This is a genomic window from Streptomyces sp. WAC03905 (genome assembly GCF_057371075.1).
The window spans coordinates 1,758,383-1,780,105 of the sequence record NZ_JBXYDZ010000003.1 but is presented as its reverse complement, the minus strand read 5'-3'; the positions used below and the strand labels follow the sequence as shown (position 1 = coordinate 1,780,105).

The following is a 21,723-nucleotide window of genomic DNA, read 5'->3' as shown; positions in this document are numbered from 1 at the left end:
TATCTTACCCGCCGGTAATCGGAGGGGACCCTCTCCGTCCTTCCCTCACAACGGAGTTGAGCGGATGTTGCGTACCGTGCGAACCCTGGGCGTGCTGGCAGCGGCCACCCTCCTGACCGCCTTCACGCCCACCCCGGCCGCTCCGCCCGCATCCGCCGCAGCGGCCGACGGGCTGCGCGAGGTGCTCTTCGTGGGCAACAACTGGGAGGGGACGGCCGACGTCCTCGCCTCCACCGGTGACTTCGCGAAGGTCGGCCGGATCAACGTGATCCCCGACAAGAACGAGCGGCTCCACGAGATCTACCTCAACCCGGTCAAGCTTGCCTTCTTCCTCGGCATCCGGGAGAGCGCCGGTGAGGGTCACGACCAGTTCGTCGACGACATGTTCACCACCCCGGACGGCTCGGCGGTCGTCGTCTCCCGCCCCAGCTTCGCCGACGTCGTCTCGATCGACCTGGCCTCCGGCCGGATCAACTGGCGCTTCCCGGTCTCCGGTTTCCGCTCCGACCACATGGCGGTCTCCCCGGACGGGACCCGCGTCGCCGTCTCGGCCTCCACCTCCAACACCGTGCACGTCCTGGACATCACCACCGGACGGCAGGCCGGCTCCTTCCGGACCGGCGACAAGCCCCACGAGAACACCTTCACCCGCGACGGCCGCCACCTGTGGAACAGCTCCATCGGCGAGGTGAACACGGCCCTCGACGCGCCCTGGCTGGACTGGACGAAGGGCGACCGGAAGATCACCGTCGTCGACGCGCAGACCTTCCGCACGGTCCGGGTGATCGACATGCGGGAGCGGCTGGACGCCTTCGGCCGCAAGGACCTGTCCGACTCGGTGCGACCGGTGTCCTTCAGCCCCGACGAGTCCAAGCTCTACTTCCAGGTGTCGTTCTTCGGCGGCTTCCTGGAGTACGACGTGGCCTCCGACCGGATCACCCGCCTCAAGGACCTCCCCGCCAACCCGGCCACCAGCACCGACCGCACCACCTGGGTCAACGACTCCCGCCACCACGGGATGTCGATGAGCCCCGACGGGGCGAAGCTCTGCATCGCGGGCACCATGGACGACTACGCCACCGTCGTGGACCGCGCCACCCTCGCCGAGGGGCCCCTCGTCCCCGCCTCCAAGCCGTACTGGGCCACGGTCAGCGGTGACGGGACGGCGTGCGTGATCTCCGAGAGCGGCACCGACCAGGTGACGGCCATCGACTTCGCGACCGGCGCCAAGCGGGTGTCCGTACCCGTCGGGGACCACCCCCAGCGCGTCCGGATCGGTCACGTCCCCGCCGCCTGGACCGGTCCGGCGGGGCGCTGAGGGGGTGTCCGGCGGATCCAGGTCGGACACCACCCAGGGCGTGGCGGGCGCGCGGACGGGGCATGGAAATCGGCCGAACCCGCAGATCAAGCCATTATGGGGTGACTGGTCCTCGATGACCGATTAGTCTCCCGATCATGGTGGACATCCGTGAGGTACCCGAGGCCGACATCGACCGGGCCCTGGAGCTCGCCTACCTGGTCTTCCACGACCGGCCCGAGAAGGAGGCCCGCGAGCGGCACCACGCGCTGCTCGCGCGCTGCGACCGGATCGGCGCCTACGACGGGGACGCCCTCGTCGGCTTCATGGCCGCGCACGACTTCCGGCTCTCGGTGCCCGGGGCGGACCTGCCCTGCCCCGGGCTCACCTTCGTCAGCGTCGCCCCCACCCACCGCCGCCGCGGCGTGCTCACCGGGCTGATGACGGAGATGATGCGGCGCGCCACCGGCACCGGCCGCCCGATCGCCGCGCTGTGGGCCTCCGAGGCCGCCATCTACGGCCGCTTCGGCTACGGCGGCGCCACCACCGGAGCCACCATCGAGATCGACTCGACCCGGCCGCTGGCCCTGCGCATCGACCCGGACCCCCGCCCGCTGCGGCTCGTCGACCCGGACGAGGCCGTCGACGTGATCGGCCCGCACCACGAGGCGGCCCGCGCGGGGCGGGCCGGCGGCCCAGCCGCAGTCCGGAGCGCTGGCATGAGGAGTGGCTGGCCGAACAGGACGAGGAGGACGAGGAGCTGAGCCCTCCCCGGATCATCGTTTTGGGCGAACCGGGCGAGCCCGTCGCCGGATACGTCCTCTACCGCACCAAGCCCGAGTCCGCCGGCGACACCGCGGGGGCCGGCACCCGCACCACCGGCCTGGTGCGGGTCGACGAGCTGGAGGCGGACACCCCGGCGGTCGCCGCCGCCCTGTGGGAGTGCGTGGCCTCCGTCGACCTCACCGGCAAGGTCTCGGCGTGGGGCCGCCCGGCCGACGACCCGCTGCTGCACTTCGCCGCCGACCGGGACCAGGTGCGGGTCACCGCCCAGTTCCCGGCGCTCTGGCTGCGGCTGGTCGACGTACGGGCGGCGCTGACCGCACGGTCCTGGGCCGCGCCCGTGGAACTGGTCCTGGAGGTGCACGACGTACGGCTGCCCGACAACGCGGGGCGGTTCCGGCTCAGGGCCGGGCCGGAGGGAGCGACGTACGACCACGCGGACGGCGCCGCCGACCTGGCCCTCGACGTACGCGAACTGGCCGCCTGCTACCTCGGCGGGACCCGGGTCCGCGACCTCGTCGCGGCCGGGCTGGTGCAGGAGCACACCCCCGGGGCGGCGGCCGCCCTGGACGACGCCCTGCGCACGCCCGTACTCCCGCACACGGCCGACGAGTTCTAGGTCCTGTCGTCAAAGTGGCGCCGGTCAGGCCCGCGGTGTCCGGTGCCGTGCATCGCAAGGCGGAGGGGCGCCCGAGTGCTGGACGTACGTGGGCGCCCCGACAACGCGGCGAGGTGCGGTGCCGGGCGCCGCGGGCCAGGTGCAACTTTGACGACAGGGCCTAGTGATCTGGTTCGGAGATGCGTGAGCAGTAGCGGCAGATCCGGTCGAGTATCTGGTCGGCGGTCTTGGTCCACTTGAAGGGCCGGGCGTCGTCGTTCCAGACCTTGATCCAGCCTTCGAGTGCGGTTTTGAGGTCGTCGAGTGAGCAGAACACTCCGCGCTCCAGGCAGCGCCGTTCCAGCTCGGCGAACCACCGCTCGACCTGGTTGATCCACGACGAGTACGTGGGGGTGAAGTGGAGCTGGAACCGGGGGTGCGCCAGAAGCCACCTGTGCACCACCGGCGCCTTGTGGGCGGAGAGATTGTCGCAGATCACGTGGACCGCCAGGCCCTTGTCGGTCTGGCGGTCGATCTCGTCGAGGAAGTCCCGGAAGTCCACTGCCCGGTGCTGCGCGGACAGTTTCGTGATCACTTTGCCCGTCGCGGTGTTCAGGGCGGCGAACAGGTCGACGGTGCCGTGCCGGACGTAGTCGAAACTGCGCCGCTCGGGCACCCCCGGGATCATGGGCAGCACCGGCGCGGTCCGCTGAAGGGCCTGGATCTGCGGTTTCTCGTCCACCGCGAAGACCACCGCGTTCGCCGGCGGAGCGAGATACAGGCCGACGACGTCGCGGATCTTCTCGATCAAGAACGGGTCCGGGGAGATCTTGAAGGTCTCGGTCCGCCACGGCTGGAGGCCGAAGGCATGCCAGATCCGCAGCACACTGGCTGGCGAGATGCCCACGGCCTTGGCCAGTTCCCGCTTGGACCAGTGCGTCCCGCCAGGAGGGGTTTCCTCCAGGGTGCGGACCACCACCTCTTCCACCTGGGCGTCGGTGATGGTCCGCGGGACCCCGGGCCGCGGTTCGTCCGCGAGTCCATCGAGCCGGTCTCGCAGGAACCGGGCCCGCCACTTCGCCACGGTGCCGCGGTTCACTCCCAGCCGGGCGGCCACCGCCAGGTTCGGCCCACCCTCCGCGCACGCCAGCACGATCCTCGCCCGCAGGGCCAGACCCTGCGCGGTCGCCCGGCGCTTGACCCAGTTGCTCAACACCTGCCGCTCGGCCTCACTGAGGACCAGCGGCTCCAGCCTGCTGTCACCCACAACCCACAGCACACCGAAGCCGGCCAGCGCCCGTCAGCCAAACCCGCGAATTGGTACGCAAAGCGACTCACGTGGTGCCGAATCAACTCACGACCAGATCACTAGGGGTGGCGGTGGGGGCGGGGCGGCCGCCCCCACCGCCACCCGGCTCACGCCGGCCGGGACAGCCGGGCGGCCGCCATGCCGAAACCGGGGCCGAGGACCGCGGCGGCCAGGCCGCCGTCGGGCCGGGTCAGGTCCTCGGGCCGGTAACGACGGCACTGCGCATGCCAGTTGAGGACGCCCGCGTGCCAGTCCCGCAGCTCCTGCACATAGGTGTCCATGGCGTCCCGGGCCTCCGCGTCGAGTTTCCAGTCGTCGTAGAGCAGCGGCAGCTGGTTCGCCACGATGTGCTCGAACTCCTCGGTGCGCTGCGTCATCAGCGCGTGGCAGATGTGCAGGGCCTCCGGGTAGCCGATGTCGAAGAAGTTCCGGGTGACCAGGACGTGGTTGTGGACCTCACCCTCGAACTCCACCTCCTTCTGGTAGGAGTAGACGTCGTTGATCAGGCAGGCCGCGTCGGCGACCGCGTTCTCCAGCGAGCGGATGGTTCCCGAGGCGTAGATCTCTTCGGGGATGCCCCGCCCCCGGTGCCCGAGCCGGCACAGGTACATGGTCAAGTGGCTGCCGAAGGTGCGCCGCCGCATCTCGGCGTAGTCGACCGGGTCCGGGATGCGGTGGTGGACGGCGTTGTCCACCTCCCAGACCCAGCTCTCCAGCATCTCCACCACCGTCGCCCGGAACTCGGCGCGCTGCTCCGCCGGCATGGTGGCGCTCGTGCGCACCCACAGGTCGGCGAGCCCGCGTTCCAGCGCGGTCGCCGGCTGCGGCTGCGCGGTGTGGTCGACGCAGAGCAGGGCGATCAGTCGGGCCGTGGCCGCCTTGGCCCCGGCCAGGTCCCCTGACCGCGCGAAGGCCACCGGGTAGTAGTCGTCTCCGTACGTGCCCCAGGTCAGCCAGCAGGCGTTGAGAGCCAGTTCGTCGGGCGTGGCGTCCGGATCGAGTCCGGCCGAGCAGAGCGCGAAGTCGTAGCCGCGCAGCTTCTCCTCGGTCCAGACGGTGGAACCGGGATCGCCCGGTTGCGGATCCAGCAGGCCCGTCCGGCGGGCCCAGGCGACCGACTCCTCGCGTGCGTGCGCCAGGTGGGGGCTCAGGGAGAGCGGGTGGGGCATGTAGATCTCCGGGATCACGGAGGGCCCGGTGCGTTCGAAGGGGACGTGCGTGAAGGAGCGGCGGCGCAGTTCCATCGAGCGCCGGTTGAACACCGACCGGAGGTCGAGGGCGCTGGTGCCCGGCCCGCTCGGCATGAAGGGGAGGGTGAGCGGGGCGCTCGCCCGGGCCTCCTTGTTCATGTAGCGACTGGAGACCATGTGCCATTCGTGGCCGCCGGACTGCCAGTCCTGGAGGCCCTTGGTGTAGGCCAGGACGGCCGCGATCTCGGCCGGTTCGAGTGCGAAGTCGGCGAAGAACTGAGGAAGTTCGGACAGGGCGGTCTGCTCGAACTGCTGCAGGCGTGAGGTCAGCAGGTCGCCCGCGATCTCCGCGGCCTCCTGCGTGGTGCAGCCGAGGAAGGTCTCCAGGACCAGGACGGCGTTGGACAGTTCGCCCTCGTCGGTGACCTCCCGCTGATAGGAGAAGAGGTCGTTCCTGATGTGGACCGCGTCCGAGAAGGCGTCCCGCAGCACACCGAGCGGGCGCGCGTGCGCGACGCGCGCCGGGACCTCGGCGGCGACGTATTCGACCAGGCCCGCCGACCAGGGCGCCCCGCCCACCTTGCGGCGCATCTCGATGTATTCGAGGGGGTTGGCCACCCGCCCGATGTCGATGTTGGCGAGTTCCCACATCGATTCGTCGAGGAGGTTCTTCGTGGACAAGGAGAACCGTTCGCGCCAGTCCGCGGACATCGAGGGAACGGTTCGCCGCCACAGGTCGGCGAGGCCGGCCTCCACCGGGTTGGTGGGTTCGGGGAAGCCGTCGGCCAGGTCCATCGGCATGAAGGCGGCCAGCCGGTCGAGGTAGGCCTTGGCGCCGGCCCGGTCCTGGGAGCGCTTGAAGGTCTCCAGGAAGTGGTCGTCGAAGAAGAACACCCACACGTACCAGTCGGTGACCAGCGACAACGCCTCGGCGTCACAGTCGGGATGGGTGTACGAGCAGAGCAGCGCGTAGTCGTGCGAGTCGAGGTCGCTCTCCTCCCAGACGCCGGAACCCTCCAGCATCGCGAAGTCGCGCGCCCATTGCTTCGTGTGGGTCCTCGCCTCCTCCAGATGGGGGTTCAGTCGCGCCGGGTACGGCACGTAGAAGTCCGGCAGTTGGAACGGCTGCGTCACGGCGGCGTGGGCCCTTCGTCAAAGGTGCGGGAGCCGGTGGCCCGGCCCCCGCAAGAGATCAGCAAAGCCCTGCCCGTGGTGTCAGCGGGATAAGGGGGAGTTCACCGCATCAGGTGACGGACGTGTCGGTCGGTGAGGCGCCGGCCTGCCGGGGGACGGTGGCACCGGACCTCCCGGGACGGGGGTGCCCGGCGAACTGCTCCGCCTGCATCCGGAACATCGACGCGTACCGGCCGTCCAGCGCCATCAGCTCCTCGTGGCCGCCCTGTTCGACGAGGCGCCCCTCGTGCAGCACGTAGATGACGTCGGCGAACCGCACGCCGGACATCCGGTGCGTGACGAGGACGACGGCGCGCTGCGACCCGGCGAGCCCCCGGATGCTGTCGAAGGCGGCGATCTCCGCCTCCGGGTCCAGCGCGGAGGTGGGTTCGTCGACGACGACGACGCGGGCGTCCCGGTAGCGCGTCCGGGCCAGTCCGAACTTCTGCCACTGCCCCCCGGACAGCTCCGACGCACCCCGGAACACGCGGGCCAGCAGGGTCTCGTAGCCGCTCGGGAGCTTCTCCACCACACGGTCGGCCCCCGCGTACCGGGCCGCCGCGACCACGTCCGCCGCCCGCTCCACCGCCTCCTCGGAGCCGTCCGCCCCCGGCCGGCCGATGGCGATGTTGGTCCGGGCCGTCACCGGCCACCGTTCGAAGTCCTGGGTGAGGAGCGCCACCCGGTCGAAGACCTGCTCCCGGTCGGCGTCCCGTACGTCGACCCCGTCCCAGGTCAGCGACCCGGAGTCGGGCAGGTGCAGCCCGGCGAGCAGTTTGACGAGGGTGCTCTTGCCGGAGCCGTTCTCGCCGACCAGCGCGACGACCGTGCCCGTGCCGATGGTGAGCGAGACCCCGTCGAGCGCGGGTTCGTCCCGGTCGGGGTAGCTGAAGCGGACGTCCTCCAGCCGCAGCGTTCCCAGCCGGTCCGGCAGCGGCAGCCCGCCGGCCGGGATGGCCCGCCGCCCGGCCTCGGCGACGAACCGTTCCAGGTCCCGTACGTAGAGGGACTCCTCGTGCAGGGTGTTGGTGGTGGCCACCAGCGCCCCCAGGCTCGCCGACCCGGTGCGCACCGCGATCACGGCGGTACCGGCCACGGCGAGGTCCATCCGGCCGGTGACGATCAGCGCGACCATCGCCCCGTACGTGACCAGCGCGGCCGCTCCGGAGAGCGCGGCGGCGAGCAGCTCGGTGGCGGCCTTGTCCCTGGCGAGGCGGGTGGCCTCGGTCTCGGCGACCTCGGCCATGTTGCGGTAGTGGCCCAGCAGGTAGCGGCCGACGCCGTGCACCCGCACCTCGGGGGCCGACGTACGCGAGATCAGCAGCTGGCCGATCAGACGGGCGGCCCGTACGTGCTCGACCCAGGTGATGACGGACAGGTAGCGGCGCTGCGCCACGCGCATCGCGCCCCATCCGCGCGGGGCGGCGATCAGCAGCAGCATCGGCAGCAGCAGCGGGTGCAGCACGGTCAGCACACCGGCGGTGGCGACGAGGGAGATGATCCCACCGAGGGTGGCCACGCAGGCGCCGACGGTACGGCGGGCCGAGGGCGGCCCCCACTGGGCGCTGTCCAGCAGCCGCCGGAACTCCCCGTCCTCGATGGCTTCGAGCTCGACCCCGACGGCGGCCTTCAAGTACTGCTCGTGCGCGGCCCGTTCGATCTTCGGCTCCAGCCGTCCGGCGGCGGCCGTGGACCGGGAGGCCAGCACCGCGCCCAGTACGGCGACCAGCGCGCCCGCGGCCAGGGCGGGCATCGCGGCGTGCAGCCGCTCGGTGGGACTGCCCGCGCCGAGCAGGGTACGGAGCACTTCGCTCAGGACGAGCAGCCCGACGGCGGAGGTGATGCCCTGTCCGGCCTCGGCGGCGGCGACGGTGAGCAGGGCCGGCCGGTCGGTGTCCCAGGCCAGGCGCAGGGTCCCGGCGACCATGCGGGGCATGGAGCGCAGGGTGGTCAGCAGCCGCCCTTCGAGGCGGGCGTAGTCGTGGTTGGACCAGCCGGCGTCGTAGCGCAGGGGCCCGCCGAAGAGCCGCCGCTCGCTGGCCGAGACGGCCGGCTGGAGGGCCGCGGGCCGCTTGAGGAGCCTCATGCGCGGCCACCCCCGCCCGGTGCCGGGTCGAACACCACATGAACGTGCACGGATCGCAAGATTCCTCCCGAGGCGCTGCGGCTGCGAACTGACGCCGGAAGAACGTGGCTGCTCAGAGCGGCGTCACGGCTCGTGGAGAACGAACGCCCGCACACACTTGCGGCCCCCGCCCGGACCCCAGGCACGGCACGGTCATCGTGGCGTTCGAACCACCCGGAGGTGTCGCGCCCCCCTTCCGAGGGATTGCGCCGCACCGCACGGACCGGCCGCCGGAGCGCACGCCGGGCACCGGATCCCCGGAGGGGCGCGCCACGCTGCACTCCGTCCACGGCGCCTCGCACTTCGTGGCCTCCAAGACGCTGTACCTCGGGGAGCCGGCACGGGAGGTGACCGGTGCGTCGCTGCCGTCCGCCGGCGCGCTCGTCGTCGTCCCGACCCGGCACGTGCCGGCCTTCCACCCGATGGCCGACGGCTCGGTGGTGGACGCCCTGAACGACCTGGCCATGTACGCCCTGGGCGCCCACGAGGACGGGCCCGGGGCCCTGTCGCCGCGGGTGTACTGGTGGCACCGGGGTGCCCTGACCTCGCTCACGGTGCTCGACGAGGACGCGCGCACGCTGTCGCTGCAGCCGCCGCCGGAGTTGCTCGGCCTGATGAAGGGGCTGGTCCGGCTCGACCGTGCCGGCCGGATCGTCGGGGACCGGTCCGCCCCGGATCCGGCCGAACTGACCCGTACGACCCTCGAGTCCGTGGCGCGGCTCGCGGAGGATCCGGCGGGGCTCGGTGACGCCTTCGCCTCGGCGCCGGCGCTGGCCCACGTCCGCTGCGTCGCCGATCCCGTCGTGTCCGAGCTCGACACGTGGGACGCGTGGGAGACGGCCGTGCGGCTCGGCTCCGCGCTGTTCGCCGGATCCGAGTCCGAGCAGTGGTACCTGGGCGAGCAGAACGGCCTCCGGTTGCCCGCCGTGCCCGCGGCCCCGCCCGCGGACGCCCGCGCCTGGTCCGACGCCGTCCACCTCGCGCTCGCCTGCCGCGCGCACGACCGGGTGGCCCGGCTGTGCCGCGTCCCGCTGGAGACGCTGCGGCAGGACGACGCCGTCGACCCCTACGTCCTGCACTGGACCGACACCCTGCGGACCTACCTCTCCGGGGGCCCGGGCGACGCGGTCGTGGAGAAGCTGCTCGCCGCCATCCGGGCGTCCGTGCCCGAGCAGCTGACGCACGCGCCGGAGGACTTCGTCAACCGTGTCGACTTCCCGCCGGTCGCACTCTTCCACCGTCTCTTCACCCAGGACCCCGAGGCCTTCCGGGAAGCGCTCACCGAGGTCCTCGCCGAACACGGCGGCCACTGGGGGGATTCCGGGGCACCGCGCGCCCGGGTGGCGCTCGGCGTGCTCGCCATGGCCTGCCTCGCCCACGACCAGGGCTTCCCGATCGACCCGGAGGGGCTGCCGCACCTGCCCCGGTACCTCGTCGACGGCAAGAGGGTCGAGCACATCTCCTGAGCGCCGGCGGCGCGCCGCAGCGCGGAATGATTGTCCGACTGGGTTAGGTTTGCCCGCGTAGGCGGTGCCGACGTTCCCGGACGGTCGAGGCGTGGCCGGCCGGCGGTGCGCGTACTCGGGGTACGCGGATCCGGCGGCGGGAAGGCCGTCCTCCCCACCCGCTGAGGGGTGCGGGGGACGGCCTTCGTCGCGTAAGGGGGCGGCCGGCGGGCTACTCCGCCTCACCCTCCAGATTGCCCTCGGTGTCCAGGTACACCTGACGCAGGGCTTCGAGGACCTGCGCGTCCGGCTTCTCCCACATGCCGCGCGACTCCGCCTCCAGGAGGCGCTCCGCGATGCCGTGCAGGGCCCACGGGTTGGCCTCCTCCAGGAAGGCGCGGTTGACCGGGTCCAGGACGTACGTCTCGGTCAGCTTGTCGTACATCCAGTCGGCGACCACGCCCGTCGTGGCGTCGTAGCCGAACAGGTAGTCCACCGTGGCCGCGAGCTCGAAGGCACCCTTGTAGCCGTGGCGGCGCATCGCCTCGATCCACTTCGGGTTCACGACGCGGGCGCGGAAGACGCGCGAGGTCTCCTCGACCAGGGTGCGGGTCCTGACCGTCTCCGGGCGGGTGGAGTCGCCGATGTACGCCTCCGGAGCCGTGCCCCGCAGCGCGCGGACCGTGGCCACCATGCCGCCGTGGTACTGGAAGTAGTCGTCCGAGTCCGCGATGTCGTGCTCGCGGGTGTCCGTGTTCTTCGCCGCGACCGTGATCCGCTTGTAGGCGGTCTCCATCTCCTCCCGGGCGGGGCGCCCTTCGAGGCCGCGGCCGTAGGCGTAGCCGCCCCACACCGTGTAGACCTCCGCGAGGTCGGCGTCCGTGCGCCAGTCGCGGGAGTCGATCAGCTGGAGGATGCCCGCCCCGTACGTGCCCGGGCGCGAGCCGAAGATACGGGTCGTCGCGCGGCGCTCGTCCCCGTGCAGGGCCAGGTCCGCCCGGGCGTGCGCGCGGACGTAGTTCTCGGACTCCGGCTCGTCCAGTGAGGCGGCGAGCCGCACCGCGTCGTCCAGCAGGCCGATCACGTGCGGGAACGCGTCGCGGAAGAAGCCCGAGATGCGCAACGTCACGTCGATGCGGGGCCGGCCCAGCTCCACGAGCGGGATCGGCTCCAGGCCGGTCACGCGGCGCGAGGCCTCGTCCCACACCGGGCGGACGCCGAGCAGCGCGAGGACCTCGGCGACGTCGTCGCCCGCCGTGCGCATCGCGCTCGTGCCCCACAGGGACAGACCGACCGAGGCGGGCCACTCGCCGTTGTCGGTGCGGTAGCGGGTCAGCAGCGAGTCGGCCAGGGCCTGGCCCGTCTCCCACGCGAGGCGGGACGGGACGGCCTTGGGGTCGACCGAGTAGAAGTTGCGGCCCGTCGGCAGGACGTTGACCAGGCCGCGCAGCGGTGACCCCGAGGGGCCGGCCGGGACGAACCGGCCGTCCAGGGCCGCGACGACGTGGGCGATCTCGTCCGTGGTGCCCGCCAGGCGCGGCACGACCTCGGTCGCGGCGAAGGTCAGGACGGCCGCCACCTCCGGGGTGTGGTCCGCGGCGACCGCGGGCACCGCGGCGGGGTCCCAGTCCGCGTCCTCCATCGCCTGCACCAGGGCGCGCGCCGTCTCCTCGACGGCGTCCGCGGAGGTGCGGGTGGCCGCGGACTCGTCCAGGCCGAGCGCCTCGCGCAGCCCCGGGAGGGCCGCGCTGCCGCCCCAGATCTGCCGGGCGCGCAGGATCGCGAGGACCAGGTTGACGCGGGCCTCGCCGGTCGGCGCGCCGCCGAGGACGTGCAGGCCGTCGCGGATCTGGGCGTCCTTGACCTCGCACAGCCAGCCGTCGACGTGCAGCAGGAAGTCGTCGAAGCCGTCGTCGTCGGGGCGCTCCTCCAGACCCAGGTCGTGGTCGAGCTTCGCCGCCTGGATCAGGGTCCAGATCTGCGCGCGGATGGCCGGCAGCTTCGCCGGGTCCATCGCGGAGATCTGGGCGTACTCGTCCAGGTGCTGCTCCAGCCGCGCGATGTCGCCGTACGACTCCGCGCGCGCCATCGGCGGCACCAGGTGGTCGACGAGGGTGGCGTGCACGCGGCGCTTGGCCTGGGTGCCCTCGCCCGGGTCGTTGACCAGGAAGGGGTAGACGAGCGGCAGGTCACCGAGGGCGGCGTCCGGGGCGCAGGCCGCGGACAGGCCCGCGTTCTTGCCGGGCAGCCACTCCAGGTTGCCGTGCTTGCCCAGGTGGATCATCGCGTCGGCGCCGAAGCCGCCGTCCTCCGCGCGCGCCTGGATCCACCGGTACGCCGCCAGGTAGTGGTGCGACGGCGGCAGGTCGGGGTCGTGGTAGATCGCGATCGGGTTCTCGCCGAAGCCGCGCGGCGGCTGGATGAGGACCAGCAGGTTCCCGCGGCGCAGGGCCGCGAGGACGATGTCGCCCTCCGGGTTCGCGGAACGGTCCACGAACATGCTGCCCGGTGCCTCGCCCCAGTGCTCCTCGACGCTCTCGCGCAGCTCGGCCGGGAGTTCGGCGAACCAGCGCTTGTAGTCGGCGGCCGGGATGCGGACCGGGTTGCGGGCCAGCTGCTCCTCGGTGAGCCAGTCCTGGTCGTGGCCGCCGGCCTCGATCAGGGCGCGGATCAGTTCGTCGCCGTCGCCGGAGACCAGGCCGGGGATCTCGGGGACCGGGCCGAAGTCGTAGCCCTCGGCGATCAGCGTGCGCAGCAGCTCCACCGCGCTGGCCGGGGTGTCCAGGCCGACCGCGTTGCCGATGCGGGAGTGCTTGGTCGGGTACGCCGAGAGGACGAGGGCGATCTTCTTGTCGCGGCGCTCGATGTGGCGCAGCCGGGCGTGCCGTACGGCGATGCCCGCGACCCGGGCGGCCCGCTCGGGGTCGGCCACGTAGGCGGGCAGGCCGTCCTCGTCGAGCTCCTTGAAGGAGAACGGGACCGTGATCAGGCGGCCGTCGAACTCGGGCACGGCGACCTGCGTCGCGGCGTCCAGCGGCGAGAGGCCCTCGTCGTTCTCCTCCCACGCGGTGCGGGAGCCGGTCAGGCACAGGGCCTGCAGAATCGGCACGCCGAGCGCGGCGAGCGCGCCCGCGTCCCACGACTCGTCGTCCCCGCCCGCCTGGGCGGTGGCGGGCTTGGTGCCGCCCGCCGCGAGGACGGTGGTGACGACCGCGTCCGCGGACCCGAGGGCCTCGACGAGCGCCGGCTCCGGGCTGCGCAGGGAGGAGACGAAGAGGGGGACCGGCCGGGCACCGTGGGCCTCGATGGCCTCGCAGAGGGCGTGCACGAAACCGGTGTTGCCGCTCATCTGGTGGGCGCGGTAGTACAGCACGGCGACCTCGGGACCTTCGGTCCGCTGCGCGGTGCGCTCCAGGGGGCCCCAGGTGGGGGCGGCGGCGGGCGGCTCGAAGCCGTGGCCGGTGAGCAGCACGGTGTCGGAGAGGAAGCGGGCCAGCTGTTCGAGGTTGGCCGGGCCGCCGTGCGCGAGGTAGGCGTGCGCCTCGGCCGCGATGCCGATCGGGACCGTGGAGGCCTCCATCAGCTGGGCGTCCGGGGCCTGTTCGCCGGTCAGGACGACGACCGGGCGGGTCTGGCCGGGGGCCAGCAGCAGGTCCAGGCCGTCCTGCCAGGCGCGCAGGCCGCCGAGGAGGCGTACGACGACCAGGTCGGCCCCGTCGAGGAGGCCGGGCAGGTCGTCGAGGGGGAGGCGGGAGGGGTTGGCGAACCGGTACGGGACGGGGCCGTCCGCCGTGTTCGCTGCGCGAGCGCTGAGCAGATCGGTGTCGGACGTCGACAGCAGCAGGATCATGCGGCGGCAGGCCTTCCTCGGGGTTTCCGCGCCCCGGGCAGTGAGGACAGCGGGAGTTCCTGACTCACCCGGCCGTGTGGCCGTGCCGGGTTCACAGTGGCGGGACCGCGCCGGAATCGCACCGGGCTTCCTCCCATGTCGCCGTCCTCGGCGACGGCGGACCGTGCGGGCCGCCGGTGGTCATCCTAGGTGGCGTTCGCGGTGGTCGGGAGTGGGGGTGGCGGGTGGCTCCGCCGGGTGGGGCGGGGTGGCCGTGTCGGTGCGGTGGGCTCCGCCGGGTGGTGCGGGTGCGGTGTACCGGTGCGGCACCGTTGCGGGGGCTCTGCCCCCGGACCCCCCCGCCCCAACGCCGGCGGGGCTGGAAGGGTGCGGGTGCGTCGGCGGAAGGGCGTGCTGGTAGGCGGAGGGCGACCTTGGACCGGGGGTGGCGGCGGACACAGTTCCGGGGAGGGGAATCGTGGGTATGCTCGCCGCCATGCCCCAGCCCCCCTCCGCCGTACCGCGGGACGAACCCGTCATACGGGACCGCGGTGACGCCTGCCCCGGCGCGCTCCGGCTGCACGCGGCGGACGACGGGTACCTCGCGCGCGTCCGGATCCCCGGCGGGGCGCTGACCGCGCACCAGGCCTCGCTCCTCGCGGCGGCCGCCGACCGCTTCGGCGACGGACACCTGGAACTGACCTCCCGCGGCAACGTCCAGCTGCGCGGCCTCGCCGGCGGCTGCGGCACCGGCCTCGCGGAGCTGCTCGACGCCGCCGGGCTGCTGCCCGCGCCCACCCACGAGCGCGTACGCAACATCGTGGCCACCCCGACCTCGCAGGACGTGCTGCCCGGGGTGCGCGAGCTGGACCGGTTGCTGTGCGCGAACACCCGGGTCACCGCCCTGTCCGGCCGCTTCCTCTTCGCCCTCGACGACGGCCGCGGCGACGTGGCCGCCCTGGAGCCCGACGTCACGGTGCTCGGGCGGCCCGGCGGACGGGCCCTGGTGCGCCTCGGGGCCGCCCCCGGCGCCGTGGCCGTCGCCGAACGGGACGCCCCGCGGGCCGCGCTGCTCGCCGCCGAGTACTTCCTCGACGCCGTCGACGCGGCCGGTACCCGTGCCTGGCGGGTCGCCGAACTCCCCGCCGAACACGCCCTCGACGACGCCGAGTTCGCGGCCCGGCTGGCCGCCGCCGGCATCGGCGCGGTGCACGTGCCCGCCGTCGAGTGGCCCTACTGCGCCCCGCCCCCGCCCGGCCCGCACGAACCCCTCTGCGTACTGCCCCCGTTCGGCCGGCTGAGCACCAGCCAGTGGCGGGTCCTCGTACGGGCGGCCGAGCGCGGCGACGGGCTGCGGATCACCCCGTGGCGCACCGTCGTCGTGCCCGGCGCCCCGGACCGCGCCCCGGACCCCGCCCCCCTGGAGGAGGCGGGCCTGGCCGTCTCCCCGGACAGTGCCTGGCGGTCCGTCACCGCCTGTACGGGGCGCCCTGGTTGCGCGAAGTCCCTCGCCGACGTGCGCGCCGACGCGCGCGCCGTGGTGGACCGGGCGCGGGGTCCCCTGCCCGTGCACTGGTCCGGCTGCGAGCGCCGGTGCGGCCACCCGCGCGGCACGCAGTGGGTGGACGCCCTCGCCACCGCGGACGGCTACCGCCTCTCCGTGCACGGGCGCACCCTGCCGCCCCGGCCAGACCTGGCGGCCGCCCTCACGGCCGCGCGCGAGAACACCCCACCACCCCAGAGTCCGAAGACGCAGTGAAGAAATGAGCGAGTACACCGTGTTTGAGTACGAGAAGGACGGCGCCGCGATCTACCGCCAGTCCTTTGCCACGATCCGCGCCGAGGCGGACCTCTCCGGGCTGCCCGCCTCGGTCGCCCAGGTCGCGGTGCGCATGATTCACGCCTGCGGGATGACCGACCTCCCGCAGACCCTGGGGTACACCCCCGAGGTGGTGCTGCGGGCCCGCGCCGCACTGGAGGCGGGCGCGCCGATCCTGTGCGACGTCCAGATGGTCGCCAGCGGCGTCACCCGCAAGCGGCTGCCCGCCGACAACGACGTGATCTGCACGCTCTCCGACCCGGCGGTCCCGGACCTCGCCGCGAAGATGGGTACCACGCGCAGCGCCGCCGCCCTCGAAGTGTGGCGCGACCGGGGCCTGTTGGAGGGTTCCGTGGTCGCCGTCGGCAACGCGCCGACCGCGCTGTTCCGGCTGCTGGAGATGATCGAGGAGGGCGCCCCGCGCCCGGCCGCCGTCATCGGAGTGCCCGTCGGCTTCATCGGCGCCGCCGAGTCCAAGGACGCCCTCGCCGCCCACCCTTCCGGCCTCGACCACCTCGTCGTCCGCGGCCGCCGCGGCGGCAGCGCCATCGCCGCGGCCGCCCTCAACGCCATCGCGAGCGTGGCCGAATGAGCGAGGACCTGCAGCCCAAGGGCCGCCTCTACGGGGTCGGGCTCGGCCCCGGCGACCCGAACCTGATGACCCTGCGGGCCGTCGAGGTGATCGGCGAGGCCGACGTCGTCGCCTACCACAGTGCCCGCCACGGCCGGTCCATCGCCCGCTCGATCGCCGCGAAGCACCTGCGCGACACCCACGTCGAGGAGCCGCTGGTCTACCCGGTCACCACCGAGACCACGGACCACCCCGGCGGGTACCAGGGCGCGATGGAGGAGTTCTACGAGGAGGCCGCCGCCCGGCTGGCCGCGCATCTGGACGCCGGCCGGACCGTCGCCGTGCTCGCGGAGGGCGATCCCCTCTTCTACAGCTCGTACATGCACATGCACAAGCGGCTCGCGGACCGCTACGACACCGAGGTCGTCCCCGGAGTCACCTCGGTCAGCGCCGCCGCCGCCCGGCTCGGCACCCCGCTCGTGGAGGGCGAGGAGGTCCTGACCATCCTGCCCGGCACGCTGCCGGAGGAGGAGCTGACCGCGCGCCTCGCCGCCACCGACTCGGCGGTCGTGATGAAGCTCGGCCGGACCTTCCCCGCCGTGCGCGCCGCGATGGAGAACAGCGGCCGGCTCGCCGAGGCCCGCTACGTCGAGCGCGCCACGATGGAGGGCGAGCGCACGGGCGTCCTCGCCGACACCGACGCCGACAGCGTGCCGTACTTCGCCGTCGCCGTGGTGCCGAGCCGGATCGGCAACCCGGGCAGCGTGCCCTCCGGACCCGGCGAGGTCGTCGTCGTCGGCACCGGCCCGGCCGGCCCGCTGTGGCTCACCCCGCAGACCCGGCGCGCCCTCGCCGACGCCGAGGTCCTGGTCGGGTACACGACGTACCTGGACCGGGTGCCCGTCAGGCCCGGGCAGGTCCGGCACGGGTCCGACAACAAGGTCGAGTCGGAGCGCGCCGAGTTCGCCCTGGACCTGGCCCGCCGCGGCAAGCGGGTGGCCGTCGTCTCCGGCGGCGACCCGGGCGTCTTCGCCATGGCCACGGCCGTGCTGGAGGTCGCCGGGCAGGCGGAGTACAAGGACGTGCCCGTACGGGTGCTGCCGGGGGTGACCGCGGCCAACGCGGCGGCCGCCGCGGCCGGAGCCCCGCTCGGCCACGACTACGCGACGATCTCGCTGTCCGACCGGCTCAAGCCCTGGGAGGTCATCGCGGAGCGGCTGCGCGCGGCCGCCACCGCCGACCTGGTGCTCGCCCTCTACAACCCCGGCTCCCGCAGCCGGACGTGGCAGGTGGCCCGGGCCCGCGAGCTGCTGCTGGAGCTGCGCCCGCCGCAGACCCCGGTGGTCGTCGCCCGGGACGTGGGCGGCCCGGAGCAGTCGGTGCGGATCGTCACGCTCGCCGAACTGGAGCCGTCCGAGGTCGACATGCGCACGATCCTGCTGGTCGGCTCCTCGCAGACGCAGATCACCGAGCGCGCCGACGGCTCACGGATCACGTGGACGCCGCGCCGCTACCCGTGACCGGCTGAGGGGGCGGAACCCCGTGGCGAAGGCCCGGTGCGCGACGCGTCGCGCACCGGGCCTTCGGCCTACTCCGGGGCCGGGATCCGGTCCGGGCCGGGGGTCGTGACCAGCCAGTCCAGGACGGCTTCGACCGAGTCGGCCTGCGCCACGCCCTCCGGGGCCGCCGGGCGGCGTACGACGAGGACCGGGATGCCCGCCTCCCGGGCCGCCGCGAGCTTGGGGGCGGTGGCCGCGCCGCCGCTGTCCTTCGTCACCAGGACGTCGATGCGGTGCCGGGCGATCAGCTCCCGCTCGTCGTCCAGGGTGAACGGGCCCCGGGCGAGCAGGACTTCGAGGCGGGGCGGCACCGGCGCCCGAGGGGGGTCCACCGAACGCACCAGGAACCAGGTGTCGGTGAGGCCCGCGAAGGCGTGCAGGCCCATCCGGCCCGTGGTCAGGAACGCGCGCGTGCCGAGCGCGGGCAGTCGGCCGGCCGCCTCGTCGAGGGAGTCCACGAAGGACCAGTCGTCGCCCGGCCGCGGCGTCCAGCCGGGCCGTCGCAGCGCCACCAGAGGGACCCCGGTGAGCGCCTGCGCCGCGGCCGCGTTGAAGCTCATCCGCTCCGCGAAGGGATGGGTGGCGTCGACGACCCGGGTGACGTCTTGGGCGGTGATCCACGCCGCGAGCCCCTCCACCCCGCCGAAGCCGCCGATCCGGGTGTCGCCCGGCGGGAGCACGGGCGAGGTGACCCGGCCCGCGAGCGAGGTGGTGACGCGGCAGGTGGGGTCGTCGGCCAGCGCCTCCGCGAGACGCCGGGCCTCCGTGGTGCCGCCCAGGACCAGGACGTGGTGGGCCGGAAGGGAGGCCGGTTCAGCAGACATGCCGGTCGCGTTCGGGCGAGTACAGGTGGCTGTCGCGGAACTGCTCCGCGCCGAGCGTGCGGCCCACCACGATGACCGCGGTGCGCACCAGGCCGTGGGCCTTCACCTGCTCGGCGATGTCGGTGAGGGTGCCGCGCAGGATCAGCTCGTCGGGGCGGCTGGCCATCGCCACCACCGCCACCGGGCACTCGGCCCCGTAGTGCGGCAGCAGCTCGTCGACGACCCGGTCGACGTAGCGGGTGGCCAGGTGCAGGACGAGCAGCGCGCCGCTGCGCCCGAGCGTGGCCAGGTCCTCGCCGGGCGGCATCGGGGTGGCCTGCTGGGCGATCCGGGTGAGGATCACGGTCTGGCCGACGGTGGGGACGGTCAGCTCCCGCTTGAGGGCGGCCGCCGCGGCGGCGAAGGCCGGCACGCCCGGTACGACCTCGTAGGGGATGCCGGCCGCGTCCAGCCGCCGCATCTGCTCCGCGACGGCGCTGAAGATCGACGGGTCGCCGGAGTGCAGCCGCGCGACGTCCTGGCCCGCCGCGTGGGCCCGTACGCACTCGGCGACGATCTCGTCGAGGTTCAGCTGCGAGGTGTCGACGAGGCGGGCGTCCGCCGGGCACTCGGCGAGCAGCTCGCGCGGCACGAGGCTGCCCGCGTACAGGCAGACCGGGGCGGCGGCGAGGGTCCGGGCACCGCGCACCGTGATCAGGTCGGCGGCGCCGGGGCCCGCACCGATGAAGTACACGGTCATGTCTGATCCTTCTCCTTGGGGTGCGTGTCCGCGTCCGTGTCCCGGTCCGCCGGCTTCGTCACCGACCACTGGGTGACCGGCATGGCCTGCCGCCAGCCGGTGAAACCGCCGACCGGCACGGCGTGCGCGACGGCCAGTTTCACCAGGTCGCCGCCGTGCCGCCGGTAGCGGTCGGTGAGGACCGCCTCCGACTCCAGCGTGACCGTGTTGACCACCAGCCGGCCGCCGGGGGCCAGTGCGGCCCACGCGGCGTCCAGCAGGCCCGGCGCGGTCAGCCCGCCGCCGATGAACACCGCGTCCGGGGCCGGGAGCCCGGCCAGCGCCCCGGGTGCGGCGCCGACGACCACACGCAGGCCGGGCACGCCGAGGGCCGCCGCGTTGCGGGTGATCCGCTCGGCCCGCTCCGGGACGCGTTCCACGGCCACCGCCCGGCAGGAGGGGTGCGTGCGCATCCACTCGATCCCGATGGAGCCGGAGCCGCCGCCGATGTCCCACAGCAGCTCGCCGGGGGCCGGGGCGAGCGCGCACAGGGTCGCGGCGCGGACGTGGCGCTTGGTGAGCTGGCCGTCGTGCTCGAAGGCGGCGTCCGGCAGGCCGGGGGTCGCGCCCAGCCGCGGCGCGCCGTGGGCCGGGTCCCGGCGGCAGTCCACGGCCACCACGTTCAGCGGGTCGCCCGGCGGGTGGTCCCAGGTGCCGGCCGTGCCCTCGTACGCGTCCTCGCGCTCGGAGCCGAGCTGTTCCAGGACCCGCATCCGGCTCGGGCCGAAGCCCCGCTCCCGGAGCAGAGCGGCGATCTCGGCCGGTGACGCGGCGCCCGCGCTGAGCACGAGCACCCGGCGCCCGTCGTACAGCGCGGCGGCGAGCCGGGCCACGGGGCGGCCCACGACGGTGACCACCTCGGTGTCCTCCACCGGCCAGCCCAGGCGGGCGCAGGCGTAGGAGACGGACGAGGGGTGCGGGTGGACCAGCAGGGACCCGGGCCCGAGCTCTTCGGCGAGGGCGCGGCCGATCCCGTAGAACATCGGATCGCCGCTGGCCAGCACCGCGATCCGGCGCCCGGCGTGCTCGGCCGTCAGCTTCGGTACGGCCGGACGGAGCGGGCTCGGCCACGCCACCCGCTGCCCGGGGCACTCGGCGGCGGGCAGCAGGGCCAGCTGGCGCGGCCCGCCGATCAGGACCTCCGCCGAGGCCAGCGACGACCGCGCGGCGGCGGTGAGCCCGGCCCACCCGTCGGCGCCGAGGCCGACGACCGTCACGGGTATGGGGGGCGGTGCGGGACTCACTGCGCTGTACCTCGGGGGCGGGAAGGGAAAGAGGGCGGACCCGCAGCCTACTGGCCTGCGGCGCGGGCGCCCCGCCCGGCCTCGCGGACCCGCCGGACCGCCGGACCACCGGACTGCCGGGCTGCCGGGCTGCCGGGCTGCCGGACCACCGGGCGGCCGGGCCGCCCCAGGGTCTACGCTCGGGGACCACCGCGACCGAGGGAGCTGCCATGCCCGGCTGGAACGCCACGCACATTCCCGACCAGAGCGGCCGGACCGCCGTCGTGACCGGAGCCAACAGCGGCATCGGTTACGTCACGGCCCGCGAGCTCGCGCGGCGCGGTGCCTCCGTCGTGCTGGCCTGCCGCAGCGCGGCCCGCGGGCGGGCCGCCGTGGTCCGGCTGCGGGCGGAAGTCCCGGGCGCGCAGGTGGAGTTCATGGCGCTGGACCTCGCCGACCTGGCCTCCGTACGGGAGTTCGCCGGCGTCTGCGCACAGCGGCACCCCTCGCTGGACCTGCTGGTCAACAACGCCGGTGTGATGGCGCTGCCGTACGGAAGGACCGCCGACGGGTTCGAGACCCAGTTCGGGGTCAACCACCTCGGGCACTTCGCCCTGACCGGGCTGCTCCTGCCGCGGCTGCGGGCCGCCGCGGCCGGGGCCCGGATCGTCAACGTCTCCAGTGGGTTCCACGTCCTGGGGAAGATCACCTCCGGCGCGGACGGCCCCGCGGAGACGGGCGGCTTCGGCGGCCCCGGCAGTGAGCACGGTTACCGCCGCTGGGCCGCCTACGGCCGCTCCAAGACCGCCAACCTGCTCTTCACCCACGAGCTGGGCCGCCGCTTCACCGCCGCCGGCTCCACGATCACCGCGGCCGCGGCCCATCCGGGCTACGCCTCCAGCAACCTCCACGCCGGGGCGGCCACCCTGGAGGGCCCCACCCTGCTCTCGCGTGCTGCGGCCCTCGGCGATGCGGTCCTCGCGCAGCCGACCGCTTCGGGCGCACTGCCCACCCTGTACGCGGCCACCGCGCCCGGGATCGGGCAGGACGCGTTCATCGGCCCGCGGTTCGGCTGGCGCGGCGCGCCGGCGCCGTCCTGGCGGGCGCGGTGGACCCTCGACGACACCGCGGGGGAACGGCTCTGGGACGCCTCCGAGAAGCTGACGGGCGTCAGTTACGCGTCCCTGCCGCGCTGAGCGG

General features: G+C 73.9%; 13 protein-coding genes, 1 pseudogene and 1 riboswitch. Of the genes and pseudogenes, 7 read left to right on the top strand and 7 right to left on the bottom strand.

Translation table 11 applies throughout. The features are described 5' to 3' along the window. Nucleotides 1-64 precede the first annotated feature (64 nt). Together AC2RP6_RS10615 and AC2RP6_RS10610 are read left to right on the top strand one after the other, a co-directional pair. On the top strand, nt 65-1,318 hold the full coding sequence (locus AC2RP6_RS10615) for a YncE family protein (protein WP_486446003.1): 1,254 nt from the start codon (nt 65-67) through the stop codon (nt 1,316-1,318). 137 nt (nt 1,319-1,455) lie between these two features. Further along, nucleotides 1,456-2,699: pseudogene (locus AC2RP6_RS10610) on the top strand (GNAT family N-acetyltransferase). A 160-nt stretch (nt 2,700-2,859) separates the two neighbouring features. On the opposite strand, the gene AC2RP6_RS10605 reads toward AC2RP6_RS10610, so the two are convergent. From AC2RP6_RS10605 to AC2RP6_RS10595, 3 genes are all read right to left on the bottom strand, one after another. Further along, the gene (locus AC2RP6_RS10605; RefSeq protein WP_486445118.1) at nt 2,860-3,945 is read right to left on the bottom strand and encodes an IS630 family transposase; all 1,086 of its coding nucleotides are present in this window, start codon (nt 3,943-3,945) and stop codon (nt 2,860-2,862) included. Nucleotides 3,946-4,094: 149 nt separating this feature from the next. Then, nucleotides 4,095-6,311, bottom strand: coding sequence for a terpene synthase family protein (locus AC2RP6_RS10600; protein ID WP_486446002.1), 2,217 nt, complete (start codon nt 6,309-6,311; stop codon nt 4,095-4,097). Nucleotides 6,312-6,420: 109 nt separating this feature from the next. Continuing rightward, nucleotides 6,421-8,436 (bottom strand): ATP-binding cassette domain-containing protein, encoded by a 2,016-nt coding sequence (locus tag AC2RP6_RS10595; protein ID WP_486446001.1) that lies wholly within the window; start codon nt 8,434-8,436, stop codon nt 6,421-6,423. A gap of 197 nt (nt 8,437-8,633) precedes the next feature. Here AC2RP6_RS10595 and AC2RP6_RS10590 point away from each other — a divergent pair, with 197 nt between their 5' ends. Beyond that, on the top strand, nt 8,634-9,941 hold the full coding sequence (locus AC2RP6_RS10590) for an immunity 49 family protein (RefSeq protein WP_486446000.1): 1,308 nt from the start codon (nt 8,634-8,636) through the stop codon (nt 9,939-9,941). A 211-nt stretch (nt 9,942-10,152) separates the two neighbouring features. Here AC2RP6_RS10590 and cobN read toward each other — a convergent pair whose 3' ends face one another. Further along, on the bottom strand, nt 10,153-13,770 hold the full coding sequence (cobN, locus tag AC2RP6_RS10585) for a cobaltochelatase subunit CobN (protein ID WP_486445999.1): 3,618 nt from the start codon (nt 13,768-13,770) through the stop codon (nt 10,153-10,155). Between the two features lie 46 nt (nt 13,771-13,816). Continuing rightward, nucleotides 13,817-13,935: riboswitch (cobalamin riboswitch) on the bottom strand. 298 nt (nt 13,936-14,233) lie between these two features. On the opposite strand from cobN, the gene AC2RP6_RS10580 reads away from it, so the two are divergent. The 3 genes from AC2RP6_RS10580 to AC2RP6_RS10570 are packed head-to-tail and all read left to right on the top strand — an operon-like array spanning nt 14,234 to nt 17,659. Beyond that, the gene (locus AC2RP6_RS10580) at nt 14,234-15,508 is read left to right on the top strand and encodes a cobalamin biosynthesis protein CobG (protein ID WP_486450283.1); all 1,275 of its coding nucleotides are present in this window, start codon (nt 14,234-14,236) and stop codon (nt 15,506-15,508) included. Nucleotides 15,509-15,512: 4 nt separating this feature from the next. Further along, nucleotides 15,513-16,160: a precorrin-8X methylmutase gene (locus AC2RP6_RS10575; protein WP_486445998.1), complete on the top strand. Its 648-nt coding sequence runs from the start codon at nt 15,513-15,515 to the stop codon at nt 16,158-16,160. Continuing rightward, a complete protein-coding gene (locus AC2RP6_RS10570; RefSeq protein WP_486445997.1) occupies nt 16,157-17,659 on the top strand; it encodes a precorrin-2 C(20)-methyltransferase in 1,503 nt (500 codons plus the stop codon). The genes AC2RP6_RS10575 and AC2RP6_RS10570 overlap by 4 nt, the downstream gene beginning before the upstream one ends. Before the next feature lie 68 nt (nt 17,660-17,727). On the opposite strand, the gene AC2RP6_RS10565 is transcribed toward AC2RP6_RS10570, so the two are convergent. From AC2RP6_RS10565 to cbiE, 3 genes are read right to left on the bottom strand one after another with little or no spacing between them, the layout of a single operon-like run. Further along, nucleotides 17,728-18,522 carry a cobalt-precorrin-6A reductase gene (locus AC2RP6_RS10565; protein ID WP_486445996.1) on the bottom strand — a complete coding sequence of 265 codons (795 nt, stop codon included), beginning with the start codon at nt 18,520-18,522 and terminating at the stop codon, nt 17,728-17,730. After that, the gene (gene cobM, locus AC2RP6_RS10560) at nt 18,512-19,261 is read right to left on the bottom strand and encodes a precorrin-4 C(11)-methyltransferase (RefSeq protein ID WP_486445995.1); all 750 of its coding nucleotides are present in this window, start codon (nt 19,259-19,261) and stop codon (nt 18,512-18,514) included. The genes AC2RP6_RS10565 and cobM overlap by 11 nt, the downstream gene beginning before the upstream one ends. Then, nucleotides 19,258-20,544 carry a precorrin-6y C5,15-methyltransferase (decarboxylating) subunit CbiE gene (gene cbiE, locus AC2RP6_RS10555; RefSeq protein WP_486445994.1) on the bottom strand — a complete coding sequence of 429 codons (1,287 nt, stop codon included), beginning with the start codon at nt 20,542-20,544 and terminating at the stop codon, nt 19,258-19,260. The genes cobM and cbiE overlap by 4 nt, the downstream gene beginning before the upstream one ends. 209 nt (nt 20,545-20,753) lie before the next feature. Between cbiE and AC2RP6_RS10550 the strand changes: the two genes are divergently transcribed. After that, on the top strand, nt 20,754-21,719 hold the full coding sequence (locus tag AC2RP6_RS10550) for an oxidoreductase (protein ID WP_486445993.1): 966 nt from the start codon (nt 20,754-20,756) through the stop codon (nt 21,717-21,719). The last annotated feature ends 4 nt before the right edge of the window (nt 21,720-21,723 follow it).

Excerpts from the sequence above, each read along its gene's own strand:
- AC2RP6_RS10615 (WP_486446003.1), top strand. The coding sequence starts at position 65 with ATGTTGCGTACCGTGCGAACCCTGGGCGTGCTGGCAGCGGCCACCCTC.
- AC2RP6_RS10595 (WP_486446001.1), bottom strand. The coding sequence starts at position 8,436 with ATGAGGCTCCTCAAGCGGCCCGCGGCCCTCCAGCCGGCCGTCTCGGCC.
- cobN (WP_486445999.1), bottom strand. The coding sequence starts at position 13,770 with ATGATCCTGCTGCTGTCGACGTCCGACACCGATCTGCTCAGCGCTCGC.
- AC2RP6_RS10580 (WP_486450283.1), top strand. The coding sequence starts at position 14,234 with ATGCTCGCCGCCATGCCCCAGCCCCCCTCCGCCGTACCGCGGGACGAA.
- AC2RP6_RS10575 (WP_486445998.1), top strand. The coding sequence starts at position 15,513 with ATGAGCGAGTACACCGTGTTTGAGTACGAGAAGGACGGCGCCGCGATC.
- AC2RP6_RS10570 (WP_486445997.1), top strand. The coding sequence starts at position 16,157 with ATGAGCGAGGACCTGCAGCCCAAGGGCCGCCTCTACGGGGTCGGGCTC.
- AC2RP6_RS10565 (WP_486445996.1), bottom strand. The coding sequence starts at position 18,522 with ATGTCTGCTGAACCGGCCTCCCTTCCGGCCCACCACGTCCTGGTCCTG.
- cobM (WP_486445995.1), bottom strand. The coding sequence starts at position 19,261 with ATGACCGTGTACTTCATCGGTGCGGGCCCCGGCGCCGCCGACCTGATC.
- AC2RP6_RS10550 (WP_486445993.1), top strand. The coding sequence starts at position 20,754 with ATGCCCGGCTGGAACGCCACGCACATTCCCGACCAGAGCGGCCGGACC.